Here is an 18740-nt window from a genome sequence, read left to right as displayed (position 1 = left end):
TCACCGGTATTCCGGCGGGCGGCGTGTGAGGATCAGCCGCATGAGTCTTGGACTGGGCATCTTCCTGCTGGTGGTCGGCGGCATCCTGGCGTTCGGGGTCCGGGACCAGTTCGACGCCCTCGACCTCACCGCCATCGGCTACGTGTGCATGGCGGCCGGGGTGCTGGCGATCGTCCTGAGCCTGGTCATCCAGCAGCAGCGTCGGCGGACCAGCCACACCAGCTACGTCGAGCGCCGCGACGACACCCGGCCCCCGGTCGTCTGACCGACGGTCCGGGGCACGCCCCGCGTCGACGGCGGCGAGGATCCGGCCTGACCGGGCCGGTCGGGGAGGCGTGGGGTCAGCGGCGCGGCCGGAGAGCGGTGACCAGCTGCCAGACCGCCCCGGCGGTGAGGATCATCGCCCCGGGCACGTGGACCGCGAGGTTGGTCCGGCCGCCGGTGGCGGCCTGGACGAAGGTGAAGGCGAAGACCACGACCGGGAGCGCCGCCTGGGCGGTGGTCATCCCTCCCGTGCGCCACAGCACGAAGGCGGCGACCACGGCGAGGCCGCTGACCACGTGCAGGACGATCGCCCCGGCGGCGTGCAGCTGCTCCGGCCCGCCCTGGGGGAAGAGCTGTCCCGCGGTCAGGAACTGCACCAGCACCAGCAGGGCGGTGAGGACGCTGAACAGCTGGTAGAGCCGCACCCAGAGGGTCGGCGCCGACGTGGCGGTGGTCGAGGTGGTGCGGGCGGCAGCGGTGCTGGTCATGGTGGTGGTTCCTCCGGGCGACGGTTCAACGATGCAGGGCGGCCGGCTCGTCCGGACGTCCGCTGCGCAGGCGGTGCGGTGTCAGACGCCGTGGAGGACGTCGAGCGCCTGGAGGGCGTCGGCGTCGTCGCGGACCGCAGGGGCCGTCCCCAGCACCCGGCGCCGCACCAGCCGGTTCACCGCGTAGGTCAGCAGGTAGCGGCCCAGCAGGCTGACGACGAAGCCGTGCAGCGCACCGCGCTGCAGCCGGCGGGCGGACGTGGTGACGGTGTTCGACCGGTCCCACAGCACGGCGCCCTGCGGTCGGAGCCGGCGCAGGAGGTCCAGCTCGTCCCCGCCCTGGGTCTGCTCCAGGTCGTAGCCGGGGAAGGCGGACCGGCGCACGGCGAGGTTGGTGGCACTGACGTAGGTCACCCGCCCGGTGGCCTCGGCGACCGTCGCCACCAGGCCGAACAGCAGGGCCGGGTAGCGACGCGTCCAGGCCGGGCCGTCGTCGTAGCGGCAGGGGCCCGCCACCGCCACGGCGTCCGGGCGGGCGGTGAACGTGGCGTCGATGGTCCGCAACCAGCCGGACGGGTGGACGGTGTCGGCGTCGGTCGAGACGATGATCGCGCCCCGCGCCGCCTCCGCACCCCGCTGCCGCGCTGCGCACACCCCGCGCCGGGGCTCGTGCAGCACCCGGACGCCGTGGGCGCGGGCGACGTCGGCCGTCCCGTCGGTGGAGCCGTTGTCCACGACGATGATCTCGACGGGCTGATCCACCTGCTGGCCCAGGAGCGAGCGCAGCGTCCGGCCGAGGTGCGCCGCCTCGTCGAGCGCCGGCACCACCACCGAGAACCGCGGCGCCGACGGGTCGGACCCCTCGGACCCGGCTGCTCCGGCCCCGTCCGGCGGGGTGAGCACCCGGACCGGCGCCCCTGGCGGTCTCCGGCCGGCCGGCCGGAGCCGGTGGGTGGGGGTGTGGAGGAGGAGAGCGTTCACGAGGCGTGACGGTAGGGCTCCGCGGCTGAGAACGACCTGTGCGTGCGGGACCGCCGCGCGTGACCTGGGGCGCCCGGCCGCGCACAGGTCCTGCTCAGCCGGCGTGGCCCAGGGTGGCTCCCGGTCGCCACCGCGGCGGCCGGAGCAGGGAGGAGCCCGATGGCCACCAGGCCCGACGGTCGTACCCCGGAGGCGGCATGAGCCGGGCCCACGTCGGCGCCGTCCTCCTCGCCGCGCTGGGTGCGACGCTGTTCGGGCTCGCCGCCGTCCGGCAGCACGGGGCCGTCCGGGCGGGAGCCGACCACGCCGACGGGTCCGCCGGCGACCGCACTCTCGGTCCGGCCGCGCTCGGGCGCGTGCTGCGGGACCGGTCGTGGCTCCTCGGGGCCGCGCAGGCGACGCTGGCCGGCGGGTCGCACCTGGTCGCGCTGGCGCTGGCGCCCATCGCGCTCGTGCAGCCGATCGGGGTCCTCGCGGTGCCGGTGACGCTCGTCGGCGACGCGCTGCGGACCGGGCGGCGACCGGCGCGCCGTCAGCTGCTCGGCGCGCTGCTGAGCGTGGGTGCCGTCGCCGCCCTGACCCTGGTGCTGCTCGGCCCGGCCGCCCGCGGCGTCCAGCTGCCCGCCCGGGGGCTGCTGCTCGGCGTCGTGGTCGCGGCGCCCGCTGCGGCGCTCGTCCTCCTCCGGGGGTCACGGGGCTGGCCGGACCCGGTCCGGTGCGTGGTGCTCTCGACGGCCGCGGCGGTGCTGTTCGGGCTCAACTCCGTCCTGCTGCGGACGGTCGGGCACCTCGTCGTCGGCGGCTCCCCGACCGCCCACCTGCCCCTCCTGGTCACCGCGGCGACCGGGATCGCGCTCGCCCTGCCGACGGGGCTGTGGGCGATGCAGACCGCCTACACCGCCGGCGCCCCGCAGGTCGTCGTCTGCTGCCTGACGCTGCTGGACCCGGTGACGGCCGTGCTCGGCGGGGGTGCGCTGCTCAGCGACGGGGTCGACCTGACGGGTGCCGGGTGGGTCGAGGCGGTCGGGTGCGGCGTGCTCGCCACGGCGGGCGTGCTGCTCCTCGTCCGCACCCGGCCGTCCGCCGCCGCCTCGGGGCCGGGACGGACGACGGGCTCGAGGCTCAGGCGTCGGCGTCGGCGTCGAGCCGGTAGCCGAGCCCCCGGACGGTGCGGAGGGTGCTGAGCTGGAAGGGCGTGTCGAGCTTCCGGCGCAGGTACCCGATGTAGACCTCGACGATGTTGTCGCCGCCCTCGTAGGCCGAGTCCCACACGTTGTCGAGGATCTGGGCCTTGCTGACGACGTCGCCCGCGTTCCGCATGAGGAACAGCAGCAGGCTGTACTCGCGGGCGGTGACGGGCACGGGCACCCCGCGACGGCTGACCGCCCGGCGCGCCGGGTCCAGGACCAGGCTGCCGACGCTGAGCAGCACCGGCCGCTCGGGGGCGCCCCGGCGCACCAGCGCCCGGAGCCTCGCCATCAGGATCAGGAAGCTGAAGGGCTTCGTCAGGTAGTCGTCGGCCCCGAGGTCGAAGGCGTCGGTCTGGTCGTGCTCGCCGTCCTTGGCGGTCAGCATGAGGACCGGCGTCCAGACCTTGCGGCGGCGGAGCTCCTTCAGCACGTCGTAGCCGTTGAGGCCGGGCAGCATGATGTCCAGCACGATCGCGTCGTAGTCGTTCTCGGTCGCGGCCCAGAGGCCGGTGACCCCGTCGGAGACGATGTCGGCGGCGACGCCCTCGGCGACCAGGCCCTCCTTGACGACCTCGGCCAGCCGGCGCTCGTCCTCGACCAGCAGCACCTTCATCGCGATCCCTCCTCCTCCTCAGGCGCCCGCGCCCGGCGGGCGGCGGGCGGCCCATCCTCGCGCCCCTGACCTGAGCCGGGCCTGAACGGGGCCGCCCGGTGCCGGTCGGCCCCCGCGTCCTGTTCAGGTCCCGCTCAGCCACCGTCCCCGACCCTGGAGCACGGCGTCCAGCGACGCCACCCCACGGAAGAGGTCATGTCCATGAAGATCCTGCTCGGTGCCGACCAGTACCCGGAGTACATCAACGGCGCCGCCACGTTCACCCGCCGGCTGGCGACCGGGTTGGCGGCCGCCGGCCACACGGTCGACCTGCTGTGGCCCGCGGCCGACGGCGCGCACCGGACCCACCTCGACCAGGGCGTCCGCGTGCACCGGCTGAGCTCGGTCACCCTGCCGGGCCGACCCCGGATGCAGGTGTGCACGCCCCGGGTGGTGGACCGCCAGGTCGAGCAGGTCCTGCAGGTCGCCCGCCCCGACGTGGTGCACGTCCAGTCCCACCTGCTGCTCGGCCGGGCGCTGGTGCGCGCCGGACGCCGCGCGGGCGTGCCCGTGGTGGCCACCAACCACTTCATGCCGGAGAACATCGTCCCGCACGTCCCGGTGGTCCGCCGGTTCCCCCGGCTCGCCTCCCGGCTGGCGTGGCGCGACCTCGAGCAGGTCTACGCCGGCGCCCAGCTCCTCACCGCCCCGACGGGCCGGGCGGTCGACCTGCTGGCCCGCGCGACCCGGCTCGCCCCGGCCGAGGCCATCTCCTGCGGCGTGGACCTGGACCGCTTCGGAGCCGCGGCCGCGGAGCCGGACGCCGCGGACGCCACGCGCCGGGGCCCGCTGGCGCTGTTCGTCGGCCGGCTGGAGCCGGAGAAGAACCTCGACCAGCTGCTGGCGGCCTTCGCCCGCGTCCCGACCGCGCTGGGCGCCCGGCTCGAGGTGGTCGGGATGGGGAGCCGTCGAGGCCAGCTGGAGGAGCAGGCCCGCGCCCTCGACCTGCGGGGCCGCGTCACCTTCACCGGCGCCGTCGACGACGACGAGCTGGTGGCGGCCTGCGGTCGGGCGGACGTCTTCGTGATGCCCGGCACCGCCGAGCTGCAGAGCCTCGCCACCCTGGAGGCCATGGCGGCCGGGCTGCCCGTCGTCGCCGCCGAGGCCATGGCCCTGCCCCACCTGGTCCAGGACGGGCGCAACGGTCACCTCGTCCCGCCCGGTGACGTCGACGTCCTCGCTCGCCAGCTGACCCGCCTGCTGGGCGACCCGCCGCTGCGCACCCGGATGGGTCGGGCCAGCCGGGCCGTCGCGGAGGGCCACGCCCTCGCGGCGACCGTGGCCCTCTTCGACGAGCGCTACACCCAGCTCGTGGAGGACCGTCGACCGGTGCCCGCCGCCGCCGGCCCCGACCTGGCCCTCGTCCCGTGACGGCCCGCCGTCCGTCCGCGGGACCGGTGCTGACCCCGACCCGTCCGGCGACCGCCCCCGCCCGGCCCGCCGAGGGCCCGTCCGTCCGCCCGCCCGGCTGGTGGCTGGCCGCGGCCGCGGCGGCCCTGCTCGGGTTCGTGCTCGTCCTGGCCCTCGTGGTGGCGGCCGGGGGCGTCGACCGGTTCGACACCGACGTGCTGGACCGGGCCCTCGCCCTCCGCACCCCCGCCCTCACCGCGGCCGCGCGCTCGGTGACCACCCTCGGGTCCGCTCCGCTGGTCGTCACCGTCGCCGTCCTGGTGGCCGCGGTGCTGTGGCGACGCACCCGTGACCCGCTGGCGTCCGTCGTGCTGCTCGTCGCGGTCCTGGTCACCGGCGCGGGCGTCTACCTGACCAAGATCGCGGTGGGACGCGCCCGGCCCTCCGGCACGACGCTGCTGGGCGGCCCGTCCTGGGACGGCGCGTTCCCCTCGGGGCACACCACCGACGGCACGGTGGTCTACGTGCTGAGCGCCCTGCTGCTCGGGGCCACCGTCCGACCGGCCGCCCGACGGGCCCTGCTCGCCGTCGCGGTCGTCCTGGCGGTCGCCGTGGGGCTCAGCCGGGTCTACCTGGGCTACCACTGGGGCACGGACGTGGTCGCCGGCTGGCTGCTGGCCGCGGCCGTCGTCTGGACCGCCGGCTTCGTCGCCCGGTCGCTCGCGGCCGGTGCCGGTGCTCCCGCCCGGCCGGCTCGGGCCCTCGACGGCTCCGGCCGTCGACGGCGCGGGCGCGGCTGGTGGACGCGCTGATGGCGCTCCTGCTGGCCCTCCCGCCCGCCCCGGTGCTCGCCGCCGCCCCCGGGTGCCCGTCGTGCGGCGGGTCCGGCGGTCGCCGTGCCAGGATCACCCCGGTGGGGACCCGGCCGGGTGGCGGTGGCCCGCCGCCGCGCAGACCGAGGGGACCGGGCCGATGACGAGGAGCGATGGCTAGCGGACGGGACCGGCGGGCCCTCGGGCTGGGCCCCCAGATGGGCGTCCGGGGCCGCTCCGTGCTCGTGGCGGTCGTCGTCGTCCTGGTCGCCATCCTGATCGGCGGCAGCGGCCTGGTCTGGGCGCTGCAGGCCAACCTCGAGCAGGCCGCGGAGTCGACGGCCAGCGCCCGGGCCGTCGAGGTCGTCGACCGGATCGCCGCCGAGGGCCTGACGGCGACCGCCGCGAGCCTGACCGACCGCTCGCGCAGCGGTGAGGTGGTGCAGGTGCTGACCGCCGACGGGCGCGTCGTCGGGGCCTCCAGCCGGGCCGCCGACCGGCAACCGCTCTCGCCGCAGCGTCCGGCGGCGGGGGAGTACACCGCGGCCGAGCTGGACCTGGACTTCCTCGACGAGGGCGGGGAGTGGGAGGTGGTCAGCACCGGGGTGGTGGCCGACGGCGCGCTGCACCTGGTCCAGGTCGGCGTCCCCATCCGGGTCCAGCGCGAGACCGTGCAGACCGTGGCCCTCTTCCTGCTGGCCGGAGCGCCGCTGCTCCTGGGCGCGGTCGCCGTGGCGGTGTGGGTCCTGGTCGGCCGGGCGCTGCGCAGCGTCGAGCGGATCCGGGCCACCGTCGCCGAGATCGACGCCCGCCACATCGACGACCGGGTCGTGGTGCCGCCGACCCGGGACGAGGTCGCCGCGCTGGCGGTCACGATGAACACCATGCTCGACCGGCTCGAGGCCTCGCACCAGGCGCAGCGGGCCTTCGTCTCGGACGCCAGCCACGAGCTGCGCAGCCCGCTCGCCACCCTGACCACCGCGGGCGAGCTGGCCCTGCGGGGCGACGAGCCGACCCGGACCCGGCTGCTGACCACGATGAACGCCGAGCTGACCCGGGTCCGCGGGCTCGTCGAGAACCTGATGGTCCTGGCACGGGCCGACGCCAGCGACCGGACGACCAGCCGCGGCGACGTCGACCTCGACGACCTCGTGGACGACGAGGTGCAGCGGCTGCGGAGCACCGGCGACAAGGCCGTGCAGGTCAGCCTCGAGCCCGTCCGGGTGCGGGCCGACGCCCAGCAGGTCGCCCAGCCCCTGCGCAACCTCGTCGACAACGCGCAGCGGCACGCGCGCAGCACCGTCCGGATCGCCCTGCGGCGATCCGGCGGCGACGCCGTGATCCACGTCGACAACGACGGCCCGCCCATCCCCGCGGCTGACCGGGAGCGCGTCTTCGAACGGTTCGTCCGGCTCGACGACAGCCGGTCCCGCGACGCCGGCGGCAGCGGGCTCGGGCTGGCGATCGCGCGCGCCGGGATCCGCGCCGAGTCCGGGGAGGTGCGGGTCGTCGACGCCCCCGACGGCTGGTGCCGGTTCGAGCTGCGGCTCCCGGCCGAGGACCCGGCGCTCTGACGGTCGGAGCGCCCCGCCGGCACGGGCCCCGCCGGTCCGGCCCCGCGGTCAGGCGGCCGGCTGGTCCTCCCAGCTGGTCCGGTGGCCGTTCATCCACGCCAGCCGGTCATCGGTGACGGCGTAGCGGAACACCAGCCGCAGGACCGCCTCCTGGACGCGGCGGCCGACCGGGCCCGGGATCTTGGTGCTGCTGCTGCGGGCGCCCGCGGCCACGACGCGCTCCACCCGCGGGCGGCGGTCCCGCTCGTAGGCGGCGAGGGCCGCGGGGACGGCGGCCCCGTCGCGGCGGCCGTCCCGGAGGGCGCGGGCCAGGCTCACCGCGTCCTCCAGCGCCATCGAGGCGCCCTGGCCGGAGCTGGGCGAGGGCGCGTGCACCGCGTCGCCGACCAGGACGGCCGACCCGCGGCTCCAGGACGCGACGTGCGGGAGGTCGTACGTGTTGTCCCCGGCCAGCTCCAGCTGGCCACTCCGCACCAGCTCCGCCGCCGGTCCCGCGTCGCCCTCCAGGAGCTCGACCAGGTGCTGCTGCCACTGCGCGTCGCTCGTGCTCGCCCGCCGCTCGCGGCTGATCGCGGGCTCGGGCACGTTGACGAACCAGACCACGTCGCCCGCCGGCGTGGGGTGGGCGCCGAAGAAGGCCGCGCGGCCGAAGACGAAGTGCCAGGCCTGCGGCTCGAGCGTCGCCGCCACCGGCGTGCCGCGGGTGATCCCGCCGAAGTTGGTCAGCCCGACGTAGCGCGCGGCGGGCGCGCGCGGGTCGAGGGCGTGCCGGACGCGGGAGTGCACGCCGTCGGCGCCGACCAGCAGGTCTCCGGTGAACCGGGTGCCGTCCTGCAGCACCGCGGTGGCGCCCGGACCGGCGTCCGGTCCGGCAAGGCCCGCGACCGAGGCGACGGCGGCGCCGCGGTGGACCTCGACGCCGCGGCGCTCGGCCTCGGCGAGCAGCCCGGCCGCCAGCCGGGACCGGGGGAGCGTGAGGGCCGTCAGCCCGTCCCGGAGCGGCCGTCCCAGGCTCACCTCCCCGAGCAGCCGGCCGGTCGCGCCGTGCATCCGGTTGGTCCGGGACGGGAAGCCGGCGGCCGCCACCACGTCGAGGGCGCCGACGGCCTCCAGTGCGCTCAGGCCGTTGGGGGCGATCGTGAGGTAGGAGCCGACCGCGGCGGCGGCCGCCGTCCGCCGTTCGAGGACCACCGCGTCGATGCCGACCTCGGCGAGGGCCAGCGCGGTCGCCGCTCCGGCGACGCCACCTCCCACGAGCACTGCGCGCATGCCGCTATCCTTTCAATTCGAGAATCGGAAGATTCGATATTCGAAAGGATAGGGATGTGGCGTCTTCCCGTCAATCGTCGCTGATCGCGGTGGGCCAGGCGATGCAGCGCTACCAGCGCAGCGTCCAGGCGTTCGACGACGCGGTCGGCCGCCGGCTGGGGGTCGGTCCCGCCGACCTGCGGTGCCTGGACTGGTTGACCGACGGGCCCCAGACCGCCGGGCAGCTGGCCACGGCGACGGGCCTGCGGCCGGCCGCGACCACCGCGCTGATCGACCGGCTGACCGAGAAGGGCCTGGTGGAGCGGGTCCGGGACGAGGCCGACCGCCGCCGGGTCCTGGTCCGGATGACCGCTCAGGGCGTCCGGGAGGTCGGCGCCCTGTACGGCCCGATGGTGCAGGAGGGTCAGCAGGTCCTGGCGGCGCTGAGCGAGCAGGACCTGGACCTGATGCGCGACCACCTGGTCCTGATCACCGAGCTCACCGACCGGCACCGGGCCCGCGTGGCGGGCTGACCCCGGCGGCGCGGGCCGACGGGCCGCACCGCCGGTGGCTGGTGCCTACTGCAGCTGCCCGCGCACGGCCGTGATGCGCTGGGTGTTGAAGCCCAGCCAGTGCATGCGCCCGACGTAGCGGGCGTGCTCGACCTTGAGGCAGCGGTCCATGACGACGGTGACGCCGCCGTCGGTCGCGATCTGCGCCCCCTCGGCGTTGATCACGCCGAACTGGCACCAGAGGGTGGAGGCGCCGATGGCCACCGCCTCCTCGGCGATCCCCGGCAGCGCGTCCGGCGCCCGGAAGACGTTGACGAGGTCGATCTTCTCCGGCACGGCGTCCTGGGCGTGCCGGAGGCTGGGGTAGCTGGTCTCCCCGAGGATCTCCGGCTCGCGGGGGTTCACCGGGATCACCCGGTAGCCGTGCCGCTTGAGGTAGTAGCCGACGAAGTAGCTGGCCCGCAGCTCGTTCTTCGACAGGCCCACGACGGCGATCGTCCGGGTGGCGTGCAGGACGCGCTGGATCGTCAACGGGTCCTGGTAGGGCGCGAGGTCCATCACCGGGTGCCGACCTCCTTGCCCACGGACGCGGCGACGAGGGTGAAGGCCTGCTCCAGGTCCCAGATCAGGTCGTCGACCGACTCGAGCCCGACGGACAGCCGGACCGTCCCCGCACCGACCCCGCCGGCCCGCAGCTCGTCGTCGCTGAGCTGCCGGTGGGTGGTGCTGGCCGGGTGGATGATCAGGCTCTTCGCGTCGCCGACGTTGGCCAGGTGGGACCACAGCTGCACCCCGCGGATCAGGTCCTGGCCGCCCTCGCGCCCGCCGGCGCAGTCGAACGAGAAGACGGCCCCGGCGCCGCGCGGCAGGTACTTCTCGACCAGCGGCCGGTAGGGGCTGGTCGGCAGCCCGGCGTAGCTGACCTTGGTGACCAGCGCGTGCGACTCGAGGAACTCCGCCACCCGGAGCGCGTTGGTGACGTGCCGCTCCATCCGCAGCGAGAGCGTCTCCAGGCCCTGCAGGAACAGGAAGGCGTTGAACGGCGACAGCGCCCCGCCCAGGTCGCGCAGCGTCTCCGCCCGCAGCTTCATCAGGTAGCCGTAGGTGCCGAAGGTCTCGTGGAACTGCAGGCCGTGGTACGCCGGCGAGGGGTCGGCGACGACGGGGAAGCGCCCGTTCGACCAGTCGAAGGTGCCCGCCTCGACGACGACACCGCCGATGCTGGTGCCGTGGCCGCCGATGAACTTGGTCGCCGAGTGGATGACGATGTCGGCGCCCCACTCGATGGGCCGGCACAGGTAGGGCGTCGCGAAGGTGCTGTCGACGATCAGCGGGAGGTCGTGCTCGTGCGCGATCGCCGCGACCCCGGCGATGTCCAGGACGTTGCCGCCCGGGTTGCCGATCGTCTCGCCGAAGAACGCCTTGGTGTTCGGCCGCACCGCCGCCCGCCAGGCGTCCAGGTCGTCGGGGTCGACCCAGCTGAGCGCGACGTCCATCTTGCGCAGGAAGTGCTTGAACTGGTTCACCGTCCCGCCGTACAGGGCGGAGGAGGAGACCACGTGGTCACCGGGCTGCAGGAGGGTGAACAGCGCGGCGGCCTGGGCGGCGATGCCGCTGGCGAACGCCACCGCGCCGGCCCCGCCCTCGAGGTTGGCGACCCGCTCCTCGAAGACGGCGACCGTCGGGTTCATGATCCGCGCGTAGGTGTTGCCGTACTCCTGCAGGTTGAAGTAGGCCGCCGCCGACTCCGGGTCCTCGAAGACGTAGCTGGTGGTCTGGAAGATCGGCACCGCGCGGGCGCCGGTGTTCGGGTCGGGCCGCTGCCCGGCGTGCAGCTGCCGGGTCTCGAAACCGAACGCGTGGTCGTCCTCCAGCCGCTCGGGGTCGCCGCTCACGAGCGCACTCCCGCGTGGTCGAGGAAGCGCTGGATGACCGGGGTCTGCCGCGACTCCTCCAGCAGGAAGCAGTCGTGGCCGTAGGGGGCGTCGATCACGTGGAGCTCGACCGGCTTGTCGAGAGCGAGCAGGGCATCGTGGATCTCCTCGGAGGCGGAAGGCGGGTACAGCCAGTCAGAGCTGAAGGCGATGAGCAGGGTCCGGGCCGCGACGTCGGCGAGCGCCCGGGTGAGCGAACCGGCCCCGTGCTGGCGGGCGAGGTCGAAGTAGGTGAGCGCGCGCGACGTGTACAGGTAGGTGTTGGCGTCGAAGCGCTTGACGAAGGAGTCGGCCTGGTGCCGCAGGTAGCTCTCGACCTCGAACTCGGGTTCGGTGATCGTGAACCGGATCTCGCTGCCGGTCTGCAGGCGGCGGTCGAACTTGTCGGCCAGCGCGGGCCCGGACAGGTAGGTGACGTGGCCGACCATCCGGGCCACCCCCATCCCCGCGTCCGCCGTCTGCCCGGTGCCGTAGTAGTGGCCTCCCTGCCACCCCGGGTCGCGCAGGATCGACTCCCGGGCGATCGCGTTCCAGGCCATCCCCTGGGGCGCGAGCGCGTGGGTGCTGGCGATCGCGACGACGGCGTCGACCTGGTCGGGGTACAGCACCGCCCACTCCAGGGCCTGCATGCCGCCGAGGGAGCCGCCCGCCACCGCCGCGAGGCGCTCGATGCCGAGGACGTCGAGGAAGGCGCGCTCGGTCCGGACCATGTCGGCGACGGTGATCACCGGGAAGTCCGAGCCGTAGGGCCGACCGGTCGCCGGGTCGGTCGACGACGGCCCGGTCGTGCCGCGGCAGCCACCGAGCAGGTTGGTCGAGACGACGAAGAAGTGGTCGGTGTCGAAGGCCTTGCCCGGCCCGATCATCCCGTCCCACCAGCCCAGGTCCTTGCTGGAGCGGTCGTCCCGGTCCTCGGCCGCGAAGCCGTCGCGGGTGCTCTCGGGGGGCGGCGTCACGGCGTGCCCGGCGGCGTGGGCGTCGCCGCTGAGCGCGTGGCAGACGAGGACGACGTTGTCGCGGGCCGGCGACAGGGTGCCGTAGGTCTCGTACGCCACCCGCACCGGGTGCAGCTCGGCGCCGCAGTCCAGGGGCACGGGGTCCGGCAGGTCGAGGTACCGGGTCTCGACCCTGCCGACCGAGCCGGCCGCGAGTCGAGACAGTGCCATGGACGGGAGCGTAGCCCACCCGCCCCGGTGTAATGTCCCCCAACCAGGTGGGGTATGTCGAACTCGGGAGAGGTGGCAGGACATGACGGTGGTCGACCACGACAAGGCGGAGAACGGGGTCAACGTCCAGGCGTTGCTCGACGCGCGCGAGGTGCTGAAGGGAGCGCCCGAGGCGGCGCAGTTCACCTGGCGGGCGACCTCCAGCTGGAAGCACGGCGTGCACAGCACGTCGAGCATCCAGAACTACTTCGGCCTCGGCCAGGAGCAGCAGCACAAGACCGAGACCACGTTCGACATCGACCACCCCGAGGTGTTCGCCGCCGACGACAACGGGATCACCCCGATCGAGTTCCTCCTGGTGGGCCTGGCCGGCTGCCTGACGGCCGGGGTGGCGTCCGTCGCCCAGAACCGCGGCATCCAGCTGCGCTCGGTCGAGGCGACCGTCGAGGGTGCGCACGACATCCGCGGCATCCTCGGCGCCGACCCGGACGTCCGCAACGGCTTCAACGACGTCAAGGTCACCTTCGCCATCGACGCCGACGCGTCGAAGCAGGAGATCGAGGCCCTCGTGGCCCAGTCCCAGAAGCGCTCGGCGGTGTTCGACGCGCTGACCAACCCCACGAACGTCACGGTCGAGGTCGCCTGAGCACGATCTCCGCCGGGCGCGGGCAGAGCGGGGGCAGGGCCGTCGAGCGCGTCGACACGGTCGTCGTCGGCGCCGGTCACGCCGGGCTCGCCGCCAGCCACCACCTGAGCGCGCGCGGGGTCGACCACGTCGTCCTCGAGCGCGGCGAGGTCGCGAACGCCTGGCGGACCGAGCGCTGGGACTCGCTGCGGCTGCTCACGCCCAACTGGCTGAGCCGGCTCCCGGGCCACCGCTACGAGGGGCCCGACCCGGACGGCTACATGACCATGCGTGAGGTCGTCGACTTCATCGACGGCTTCGCCCGCGTCGCGTCCGCACCGGTCCGCACCCGGACGGCCGTGACCTCGGTGCGCCGGGTCGACGACGGCTACCGCGTGCAGACCGGCGACGGCGAGCTGCACGGCCGGGCCGTGGTGCTCGCGAGCGGCGCCTTCAACCGGCCCACCGTGCCGTCGCTCAGCGCGGGCGTCCCGGCGTCGGTCGCCCAGCTCACGCCGTTCGGGTACCGCAACCCCGACCAGCTGCCCGACGGCGGGGTGCTCGTGGTCGGGGCGTCGGCGACCGGGGTCCAGCTGGCGGCGGAACTGGCCCGCGCCGGCCGTCCGGTCACCCTCGCCGTCGGGGAGCACGTGCGGATGCCGCGCACCTACCGCGGCCGCGACGTGCTGTGGTGGATGGACCGGACGGGGCTCTGGGAGGAGCGGCACGACGCGGTCGACGACCTCGACCGCGCCCGGCGCCTGCCCTCCCCGCAGCTGGTCGGCACGCCGCAGCGCGCGACGCTCGACCTCAACGCGCTCGCCGGGATGGGCGTCGAGGTGGTCGGTCGCTGGGCGGCCGTGCGGGACGGTCGCGCCCTGTTCTCCGGAGGCCTGCGCAACGTCTTCGCGCTCGCCGACCTCAAGCTCGAGCGCCTGCTCGACTCCTTCGACGCGTGGGCCCGGCACACCGGCGCGGACGCCGAGGTCGGGCCGCCCGAGCGGTGCCCGCCCACCCGGGTGCCGGTGTCCCCGCGGTGGCAGCTCGACCTGGCCAGCGGTGAGATCGGCACGATCGTGTGGGCGACGGGGTTCCAGCCCGACTACGGGTGGCTGGACGTGCCGGTCGTCGACCCGAAGGGGCGGCTGCGCCACGAGGGTGGCGTGGTCGACAGCCCCGGGCTGTACGCCCTGGGGCTGCCGGTCCTGCGGCGCCGCAAGTCCACCTTCATCCACGGGGTCGACGACGACGCCCGGGAGGTCGTCGAGCACCTGGCCGGCCACCTCGCCGGGCGCCGCTGACGCCCAGCGCGAGTGCGCGCTCCAGCAGGTCGAGGCCTCGCGGCACCCTGCTGGGGTGCGCACCCGACCGGGGGACCGGCCGAGGGTGTGGGAGGGGTTGACACCCGGAGCCCCCGACCTCTAGGGCAGGAGATGCGGCGCTGCTGCCGCCGCGCGTCGTCAGCGAGGAGGGCCGGTCGATGGACAGCGGGTCGAGCCATCCGGGCGGCCGGCCGGCCGTGCTGCGCACCCGCCGGCACCGCGTGCTGGACCTCGCGGTCGCCCGCGCCCTGCGGCTGCCGGCCGGTCACCACGACCACACCCTGGTGCGGGACGTGCGGGTGCCGATGCGGGACGGCGTCGAGCTCCTCACCGACGTCTACAGCCCGGTGGGCCCGTCGTCGGGCACGCTGCTCCTGCGCACCCCCTACGGCCGCACGGGGTCGGTCACCCTGCTCACGGCCCGCTACCACGCCACCCACGGCTACCTCGTGGTGCACCAGAGCTGCCGCGGCACCGCCGGCTCGGGCGGCGACTTCGAGCCGTTCAGCCGTGAGGTCGAGGACGGGGCGGACACCGTCGGCTGGCTGCGCGAGCAGCCGTGGTTCGACGGGCGGTTCGCCCTGTGCGGACCGTCCTACCTCGGCTTCACGGCGTGGGCGATCATGGTGGACCCGCCGCCCGAGCTGGCGGCGGCCGTGGTCGCCGTCGCGGCCCACGACAACCACCAGGTGGTCCACCAGGGCGGGGCCTTCTCCCTGGAGGCGGTGCTCGGCCTCGCCGAGAGCTTCGACCACCTCGACGACGGCACGCTCGGCGGCATCCTGCGGCTGCTCACGCAGCGCCGACGGTTGCGGCCCGGGTTCGAGGAGCTGCCGCTGGTCCGGATCCAGGACACCCTGCTGCGCGGCAGCCGGGCGCCGTTCCGGGCGTGGCTGACGGCGACGGACCCCGACGACCCGGTGTGGCGGTCGGTGCGGCTGGGCCGGGCCCTCGACCGCGTCGACGTCCCGGTCCTGCTGCAGGAGGGCTGGCAGGACCGGTTCGGCGAGCAGATGATCGAGCAGTACCAGCGGCTGCGGCAGCGCGGCGTGGACGTCGGGCTGACCATCGGCCCGTGGACGCACGTCGAGTTCGTCCACCAGGGCTCGGGCGTCGCCATGGCGGAGGCCCTCGACTGGTTGGCCGAGCACCTCGGGGGCGCCGGGAACCGGCACCGGCCGAGCCCGGTCCGCGTCTTCGTCACCGGCGCGGGGGAGTGGCGCTCGCTGCCCGCGTGGCCACCGGCGACCGAGGAGCACGTCCTGCACCTGCAGCCAGGGGGCGGGCTGGCGGTCGACGCCCCGCCGCCCGGCAGCCCTCCCTCCACCTTCGTCTACGACCCCGCCGACCCCACCCCCGCGGTCGGCGGGCGGGTCATCAACCCGCAGCGGGGCGGGTACCGCGACAACCGCGGGCTCGAGACCCGGGCGGACGTGCTCACCTTCACCGGGTCGCCGTTGGCCGCGCCGCTGGAGGTGGTCGGCACCCCGGTCGTGGAGCTGGTGCACCGGACCGACAACCCGCACGCCGACCTCTTCGTCCGGCTGTGCGAGGTGACGGCGGACGGGCGGTCCACCAACCTGACCGACGGGTTCCGGCGGCTGGGCCCGGACGAGGCGGGCGCCGCCACCGTCCGGCTCCGGTTCGAGGCGGTCGCCCACCGGTTCGCCCCCGGGACCCGGATCCGCCTGCAGGTCTCGGGCGGTGCCCACCCGCGCTTCGCGCGCAACCTCGGCACCGACGACGACCCGGCCACCGGGACGACGCTCGCACCCTCGCACCGCGCCGTCCACCACGGCGACGGCGGCTGCTCCCGCCTGGTGCTGCCGTGCACCGCCGGACCCCGGGTCCCGCCGGGACCCCCACCTCCCACCCCTGCGGTGGTCTCCGCACCCCGTGCCGAGGGTGCGCCGACCACGCCCGGGGTGTGACGTGGGGGACCCACCTCGACGCCGGCGAGAGGGCGGCGGGCCTGGAGCGGGGGGCGGTCGCTACGGGACCCGGACCAGGTCCAGCTCCTGGAAGTCGGCGACCTCCGACGCCCAGGAGCGCGCGACGAACGCCGTGTGGTCCGGGTGCTGGTCGTAGGCCCGGTACGCCGCGTCGTCGGCGAACGACATCGCGAACTGGAACCGGTGGCTGCTCTTCGGGCTCACCTGCCGCGAGACCGTGAAGTCCTCGACCCCCGGGATGCTCGCGAGGACGGACCGGGCCCCGGCCAGGAACGCCGCCTCCTCGGCCGACCCCTCGGCGTGCACCAGCGCGAACGACACCGTGTGACGGATCACGGGCACCTCTCCTCCCCTCGAGCGGGGCCGCCGCCGAGGTCGGCGGGGCCACTGACGGCTCGAGGGTAGAGCAGCGGCCGGCGTCCACCGGCGGACGCGGTGTCACACGACCGGGCCGCCCGGTGTCTGGGGGACGGAACCGATCGGACGGAGGAGGGCGCGATGGACGGACGCACGGACGTGGTGGTGGTCGGCGGCGGGTACGCCGGGGTGATGGCGGCCAACCGGCTGACCCGCCGCGACGACGTGGCGGTGACGCTGGTCAACCCGCGGCCGCAGTTCGTCGAGCGGATCCGCCTGCACCAGCTGGTGGGCGGCTCGCACGGGGCCGTCGTCGACTTCCGGCAGGTCCTGGCCGACCGGGTCCGGCTGGTGGTGGACGCCGTCGACCGGATCGACGCGCCCCGCGCGTGCCTGACGCTGGGGACGGGCGCGACCCTCGGCTACGACCACCTGGTCTACGCCGTCGGCAGCGGCAGTGCTCGCCCCGCCGTCCCCGGGGCGCTCGAGTTCGCCCACCCGATCGCGAGCCTCGAGGAGGCGGCGCGGCTGCGGGACGTGCTCCGGGACGCTGCGGCCGACGCCGCGGTGACGGTGGTGGGCGCCGGCCCGACCGGCCTCGAGACCGCGGCCGAGCTGGCCGAGCTGGGGCGTGCGGTGACGCTGGTCGGCGGCCCGGTGCTGGGTCCCTACCTGCACCCCCGGGGTCGGCGCGCGGTGGCCGCGCGGCTGACGGCGCTGGGGGTCACGGTGCTGGTCGGGCCGGACGCGACGGTGACCGGCGTGACCCGCGACGCCGTGCAGCTCAGCGGTGGCCGCGAGCTCGCGAGCGCGGTGACCATCTGGACGGCCGGCTTCGGCGTCCCCGACCTGGCCACGCGGAGCGGCCTCAGCACCGACGCGGTGGGCCGCCTGCTCACCGACGAGACGCTGACGAGCCTGGACGACCACCGCATCGTCGCGGCGGGCGACTCGGCGGCGCCGTCCGGGGTGCCGTTCCGGATGAGCTGCCAGGCCGCGGGCCCGCTGGGCGCGCAGGCCGCGGACACGGTGCTCAGCCGGGTCGCCGGCGAGGAGCCGGCGCCGCTCGCCCTCGGCTTCCTCGGCCAGTGCCTCAGCCTGGGCCGGCGCTCCGGGCTCTTCCAGTTCGCGCACCGCGACGACACCGCGCGGAACCTCCAGCTGGGCGGCCGGCCGGGCGCCCGGCTCAAGGAGCTGGTGTGCTGGGGCACGGTCCAGCAGCTGGTCCTGGAGGCGCGCCGGCCCGGGACGTTCTTCGTGCCCGGCTGGGCGGCCGACCCCCGACGGCAGCAGCGGCTGCCGGCCCAGCCGGACGTCCGGCCCGCGCGGTCCGACCAGGCGGCCTAGGGTGACGCCGTGCTCTGGAGGTGGACGGGTGGATGACCGCGGTGCGGGCGCGGCGACCGACGTCTTCGTCGCGCACCGGAACCTGCTGTTCACGGTCGCCTACGAGATGCTCGGCTCCTCGGCCGACGCCGAGGACGTGCTGCAGGAGACCTGGCTGCGGTGGGTCCAGGTCGACCTCGAGCAGGTCCGCGACCCGCGCGCCTACCTGGTGCGGATCACCACGCGGCAGGCGCTCAACCGGCTGCGGACCAGCAAGCGCCGCAAGGAGGCCTACGTCGGGTCGTGGCTGCCCGAGCCGCTGCTGACGACGCCCGACGTCGCCGAGGACCTCGAGCTCGCCGAGAGCGTCTCGATGGCCCTCCTGGTGGTCCTCGAGACCCTGTCGCCCACCGAGCGGGCGGTCTTCGTGCTGCGGGAGGTCTTCGACGTCGGCTACGACGAGATCGCGGCCACGCTCGACAAGACCCCGGCCGCCGTCCGGCAGATCGTGCACCGGGCGCGCCAGCACGTCGTCGCGCGACGGCCCCGGGCGGTCGTCAGCTCCCGCGAGACCCGGGCGGCGCTGGCGTCCTTCCAGCGCGCGGTCGAGACGGGGGACGCCCAGGCCCTGCTCGACGTCCTGGCCCCGGAGGTCGTCCTGGTGGCCGACGGCGGCGGCCGCCGGCGGGCCGCGCTGCGCCCGGTGGCGGGCGCCGACAAGGTGGTCCGGCTGCTCTTCGGGGGTCTGGGCAAGACCGACGGCACCCTGACCGCGAGCCCGGCCGTGATCAACGGCAGCCCGGCCCTGCTCCTCCGCCTCGACGGGGAGGTCGACGGCGTCCTCGCGGCCCGCGTCGAGGACGGCCGGATCTCCCACCTCTACTTCGTCCGCAACCCCGAGAAGCTGACCCGGGTCGAGACGGAGACCGCGCTCAGCCGGCGATGAGCCGTGAGGGCACCGGGTTCCGCCCACCCGTGGTCCTCGCT

Annotated in this window: 19 protein-coding genes; 11 read left to right on the top strand and 8 right to left on the bottom strand. The window is 75.3% G+C overall.

The window, feature by feature from the left end; genetic code table 11:
• Nucleotides 1–40 precede the first annotated feature (40 nt).
• Nucleotides 41–265 (top strand): DUF6458 family protein, encoded by a 225-nt coding sequence (locus BLT72_RS13530; protein ID WP_091413483.1) that lies wholly within the window; start codon nt 41–43, stop codon nt 263–265.
• A gap of 76 nt (nt 266–341) precedes the next feature.
• Here BLT72_RS13530 and BLT72_RS13525 read toward each other — a convergent pair whose 3' ends face one another.
• Both BLT72_RS13525 and BLT72_RS22280 read right to left on the bottom strand, forming a co-directional pair.
• Nucleotides 342–752 carry a hypothetical protein gene (locus BLT72_RS13525; protein WP_091413481.1) on the bottom strand — a complete coding sequence of 137 codons (411 nt, stop codon included), beginning with the start codon at nt 750–752 and terminating at the stop codon, nt 342–344.
• A gap of 81 nt (nt 753–833) precedes the next feature.
• Nucleotides 834–1733 carry a glycosyltransferase family 2 protein gene (locus BLT72_RS22280; protein WP_157720485.1) on the bottom strand — a complete coding sequence of 300 codons (900 nt, stop codon included), beginning with the start codon at nt 1731–1733 and terminating at the stop codon, nt 834–836.
• A 197-nt stretch (nt 1734–1930) separates the two neighbouring features.
• Between BLT72_RS22280 and BLT72_RS22275 the strand changes: the two genes are divergently transcribed.
• Complete coding sequence (locus BLT72_RS22275; RefSeq protein ID WP_157720484.1) at nt 1931–2917, top strand: DMT family protein; 987 nt, start codon at nt 1931–1933, stop codon at nt 2915–2917.
• On the opposite strand, the gene BLT72_RS13515 is transcribed toward BLT72_RS22275, so the two are convergent.
• A complete protein-coding gene (locus BLT72_RS13515) occupies nt 2856–3536 on the bottom strand; it encodes a response regulator transcription factor (RefSeq protein ID WP_091413480.1) in 681 nt (226 codons plus the stop codon). The two genes, BLT72_RS22275 and BLT72_RS13515, sit on opposite strands and share 62 nt — an antisense overlap.
• 201 nt (nt 3537–3737) lie before the next feature.
• Here BLT72_RS13515 and BLT72_RS13510 point away from each other — a divergent pair, with 201 nt between their 5' ends.
• From BLT72_RS13510 to BLT72_RS13500, 3 genes are all read left to right on the top strand, one after another.
• The gene (locus BLT72_RS13510) at nt 3738–4946 is read left to right on the top strand and encodes a glycosyltransferase (RefSeq protein ID WP_197677029.1); all 1209 of its coding nucleotides are present in this window, start codon (nt 3738–3740) and stop codon (nt 4944–4946) included.
• Nucleotides 4943–5737, top strand: a complete 795-nt coding sequence (locus BLT72_RS13505; protein WP_157720483.1) for a phosphatase PAP2 family protein — start codon at nt 4943–4945, stop codon at nt 5735–5737. The genes BLT72_RS13510 and BLT72_RS13505 overlap by 4 nt, the downstream gene beginning before the upstream one ends.
• 173 nt (nt 5738–5910) lie before the next feature.
• Nucleotides 5911–7311: a sensor histidine kinase gene (locus BLT72_RS13500; RefSeq protein ID WP_091413476.1), complete on the top strand. Its 1401-nt coding sequence runs from the start codon at nt 5911–5913 to the stop codon at nt 7309–7311.
• Nucleotides 7312–7359: 48 nt separating this feature from the next.
• Here the strand turns inward: BLT72_RS13500 and BLT72_RS13495 are convergent, their stop codons facing one another.
• Nucleotides 7360–8580: an FAD-dependent oxidoreductase gene (locus BLT72_RS13495; protein WP_091413474.1), complete on the bottom strand. Its 1221-nt coding sequence runs from the start codon at nt 8578–8580 to the stop codon at nt 7360–7362.
• Between the two features lie 56 nt (nt 8581–8636).
• Between BLT72_RS13495 and BLT72_RS13490 the strand changes: the two genes are divergently transcribed.
• Nucleotides 8637–9092 carry a MarR family winged helix-turn-helix transcriptional regulator gene (locus BLT72_RS13490; RefSeq protein ID WP_091413471.1) on the top strand — a complete coding sequence of 152 codons (456 nt, stop codon included), beginning with the start codon at nt 8637–8639 and terminating at the stop codon, nt 9090–9092.
• Between the two features lie 45 nt (nt 9093–9137).
• On the opposite strand, the gene BLT72_RS13485 is transcribed toward BLT72_RS13490, so the two are convergent.
• Genes BLT72_RS13485 through metX form a run of 3 tightly spaced genes read right to left on the bottom strand, consistent with a single transcriptional unit; the run spans nt 9138 to nt 12171 of the window.
• A complete protein-coding gene (locus BLT72_RS13485) occupies nt 9138–9629 on the bottom strand; it encodes a CoA-binding protein (RefSeq protein ID WP_091413469.1) in 492 nt (163 codons plus the stop codon).
• On the bottom strand, nt 9629–10966 hold the full coding sequence (locus BLT72_RS13480) for an O-acetylhomoserine aminocarboxypropyltransferase/cysteine synthase family protein (protein ID WP_091413467.1): 1338 nt from the start codon (nt 10964–10966) through the stop codon (nt 9629–9631). Before BLT72_RS13480 ends, BLT72_RS13485 begins: the two co-directional genes overlap by 1 nt.
• The gene (metX, locus tag BLT72_RS13475) at nt 10963–12171 is read right to left on the bottom strand and encodes a homoserine O-acetyltransferase MetX (RefSeq protein WP_091413465.1); all 1209 of its coding nucleotides are present in this window, start codon (nt 12169–12171) and stop codon (nt 10963–10965) included. Before metX ends, BLT72_RS13480 begins: the two co-directional genes overlap by 4 nt.
• 82 nt (nt 12172–12253) lie before the next feature.
• On the opposite strand from metX, the gene BLT72_RS13470 reads away from it, so the two are divergent.
• The 3 genes from BLT72_RS13470 to BLT72_RS13460 all read left to right on the top strand — a co-directional run bounded on the left by BLT72_RS13470 (nt 12254) and on the right by BLT72_RS13460 (nt 16049).
• The gene (locus tag BLT72_RS13470; RefSeq protein WP_091413462.1) at nt 12254–12817 is read left to right on the top strand and encodes an OsmC family protein; all 564 of its coding nucleotides are present in this window, start codon (nt 12254–12256) and stop codon (nt 12815–12817) included.
• Nucleotides 12814–14097, top strand: a complete 1284-nt coding sequence (locus tag BLT72_RS13465; protein ID WP_425349247.1) for an NAD(P)-binding domain-containing protein — start codon at nt 12814–12816, stop codon at nt 14095–14097. The genes BLT72_RS13470 and BLT72_RS13465 overlap by 4 nt, the downstream gene beginning before the upstream one ends.
• Nucleotides 14098–14276: 179 nt before the next feature.
• Nucleotides 14277–16049 carry a CocE/NonD family hydrolase gene (locus BLT72_RS13460; RefSeq protein WP_091413460.1) on the top strand — a complete coding sequence of 591 codons (1773 nt, stop codon included), beginning with the start codon at nt 14277–14279 and terminating at the stop codon, nt 16047–16049.
• A gap of 60 nt (nt 16050–16109) precedes the next feature.
• Here the strand turns inward: BLT72_RS13460 and BLT72_RS13455 are convergent, their stop codons facing one another.
• Nucleotides 16110–16406, bottom strand: coding sequence for a Dabb family protein (locus BLT72_RS13455; protein WP_091413458.1), 297 nt, complete (start codon nt 16404–16406; stop codon nt 16110–16112).
• Between the two features lie 162 nt (nt 16407–16568).
• On the opposite strand from BLT72_RS13455, the gene BLT72_RS13450 reads away from it, so the two are divergent.
• Both BLT72_RS13450 and BLT72_RS13445 read left to right on the top strand, forming a co-directional pair.
• Nucleotides 16569–17774, top strand: a complete 1206-nt coding sequence (locus BLT72_RS13450; protein ID WP_091413456.1) for an NAD(P)/FAD-dependent oxidoreductase — start codon at nt 16569–16571, stop codon at nt 17772–17774.
• 28 nt (nt 17775–17802) lie between these two features.
• A complete protein-coding gene (locus BLT72_RS13445) occupies nt 17803–18699 on the top strand; it encodes an RNA polymerase sigma-70 factor (RefSeq protein ID WP_091413454.1) in 897 nt (298 codons plus the stop codon).
• Nucleotides 18700–18740: the final 41 nt, after the last annotated feature.

Origin of the sequence: Friedmanniella luteola (assembly GCF_900105065.1) — a bacterium.
Lineage (GTDB): Bacteria > Actinomycetota > Actinomycetes > Propionibacteriales > Propionibacteriaceae > Microlunatus > Microlunatus luteolus.
This window is presented reverse-complemented; position numbering and strand designations above follow the sequence as displayed.

Bases quoted from the DNA above. Each gene is read 5' to 3' on its own strand.
- BLT72_RS13530 (WP_091413483.1), top strand. From the start codon at position 41: ATGAGTCTTGGACTGGGCATCTTCCTGCTGGTGGTCGGCGGCATCCTG.
- BLT72_RS13525 (WP_091413481.1), bottom strand. From the start codon at position 752: ATGACCAGCACCGCTGCCGCCCGCACCACCTCGACCACCGCCACGTCG.
- BLT72_RS22275 (WP_157720484.1), top strand. From the start codon at position 1,931: ATGAGCCGGGCCCACGTCGGCGCCGTCCTCCTCGCCGCGCTGGGTGCG.
- BLT72_RS13515 (WP_091413480.1), bottom strand. From the start codon at position 3,536: ATGAAGGTGCTGCTGGTCGAGGACGAGCGCCGGCTGGCCGAGGTCGTC.
- BLT72_RS13510 (WP_197677029.1), top strand. From the start codon at position 3,738: ATGAAGATCCTGCTCGGTGCCGACCAGTACCCGGAGTACATCAACGGC.
- BLT72_RS13500 (WP_091413476.1), top strand. From the start codon at position 5,911: ATGGCTAGCGGACGGGACCGGCGGGCCCTCGGGCTGGGCCCCCAGATG.
- BLT72_RS13495 (WP_091413474.1), bottom strand. From the start codon at position 8,580: ATGCGCGCAGTGCTCGTGGGAGGTGGCGTCGCCGGAGCGGCGACCGCG.
- BLT72_RS13485 (WP_091413469.1), bottom strand. From the start codon at position 9,629: ATGGACCTCGCGCCCTACCAGGACCCGTTGACGATCCAGCGCGTCCTG.
- metX (WP_091413465.1), bottom strand. From the start codon at position 12,171: ATGGCACTGTCTCGACTCGCGGCCGGCTCGGTCGGCAGGGTCGAGACC.
- BLT72_RS13470 (WP_091413462.1), top strand. From the start codon at position 12,254: ATGACGGTGGTCGACCACGACAAGGCGGAGAACGGGGTCAACGTCCAG.
- BLT72_RS13460 (WP_091413460.1), top strand. From the start codon at position 14,277: ATGGACAGCGGGTCGAGCCATCCGGGCGGCCGGCCGGCCGTGCTGCGC.
- BLT72_RS13450 (WP_091413456.1), top strand. From the start codon at position 16,569: ATGGACGGACGCACGGACGTGGTGGTGGTCGGCGGCGGGTACGCCGGG.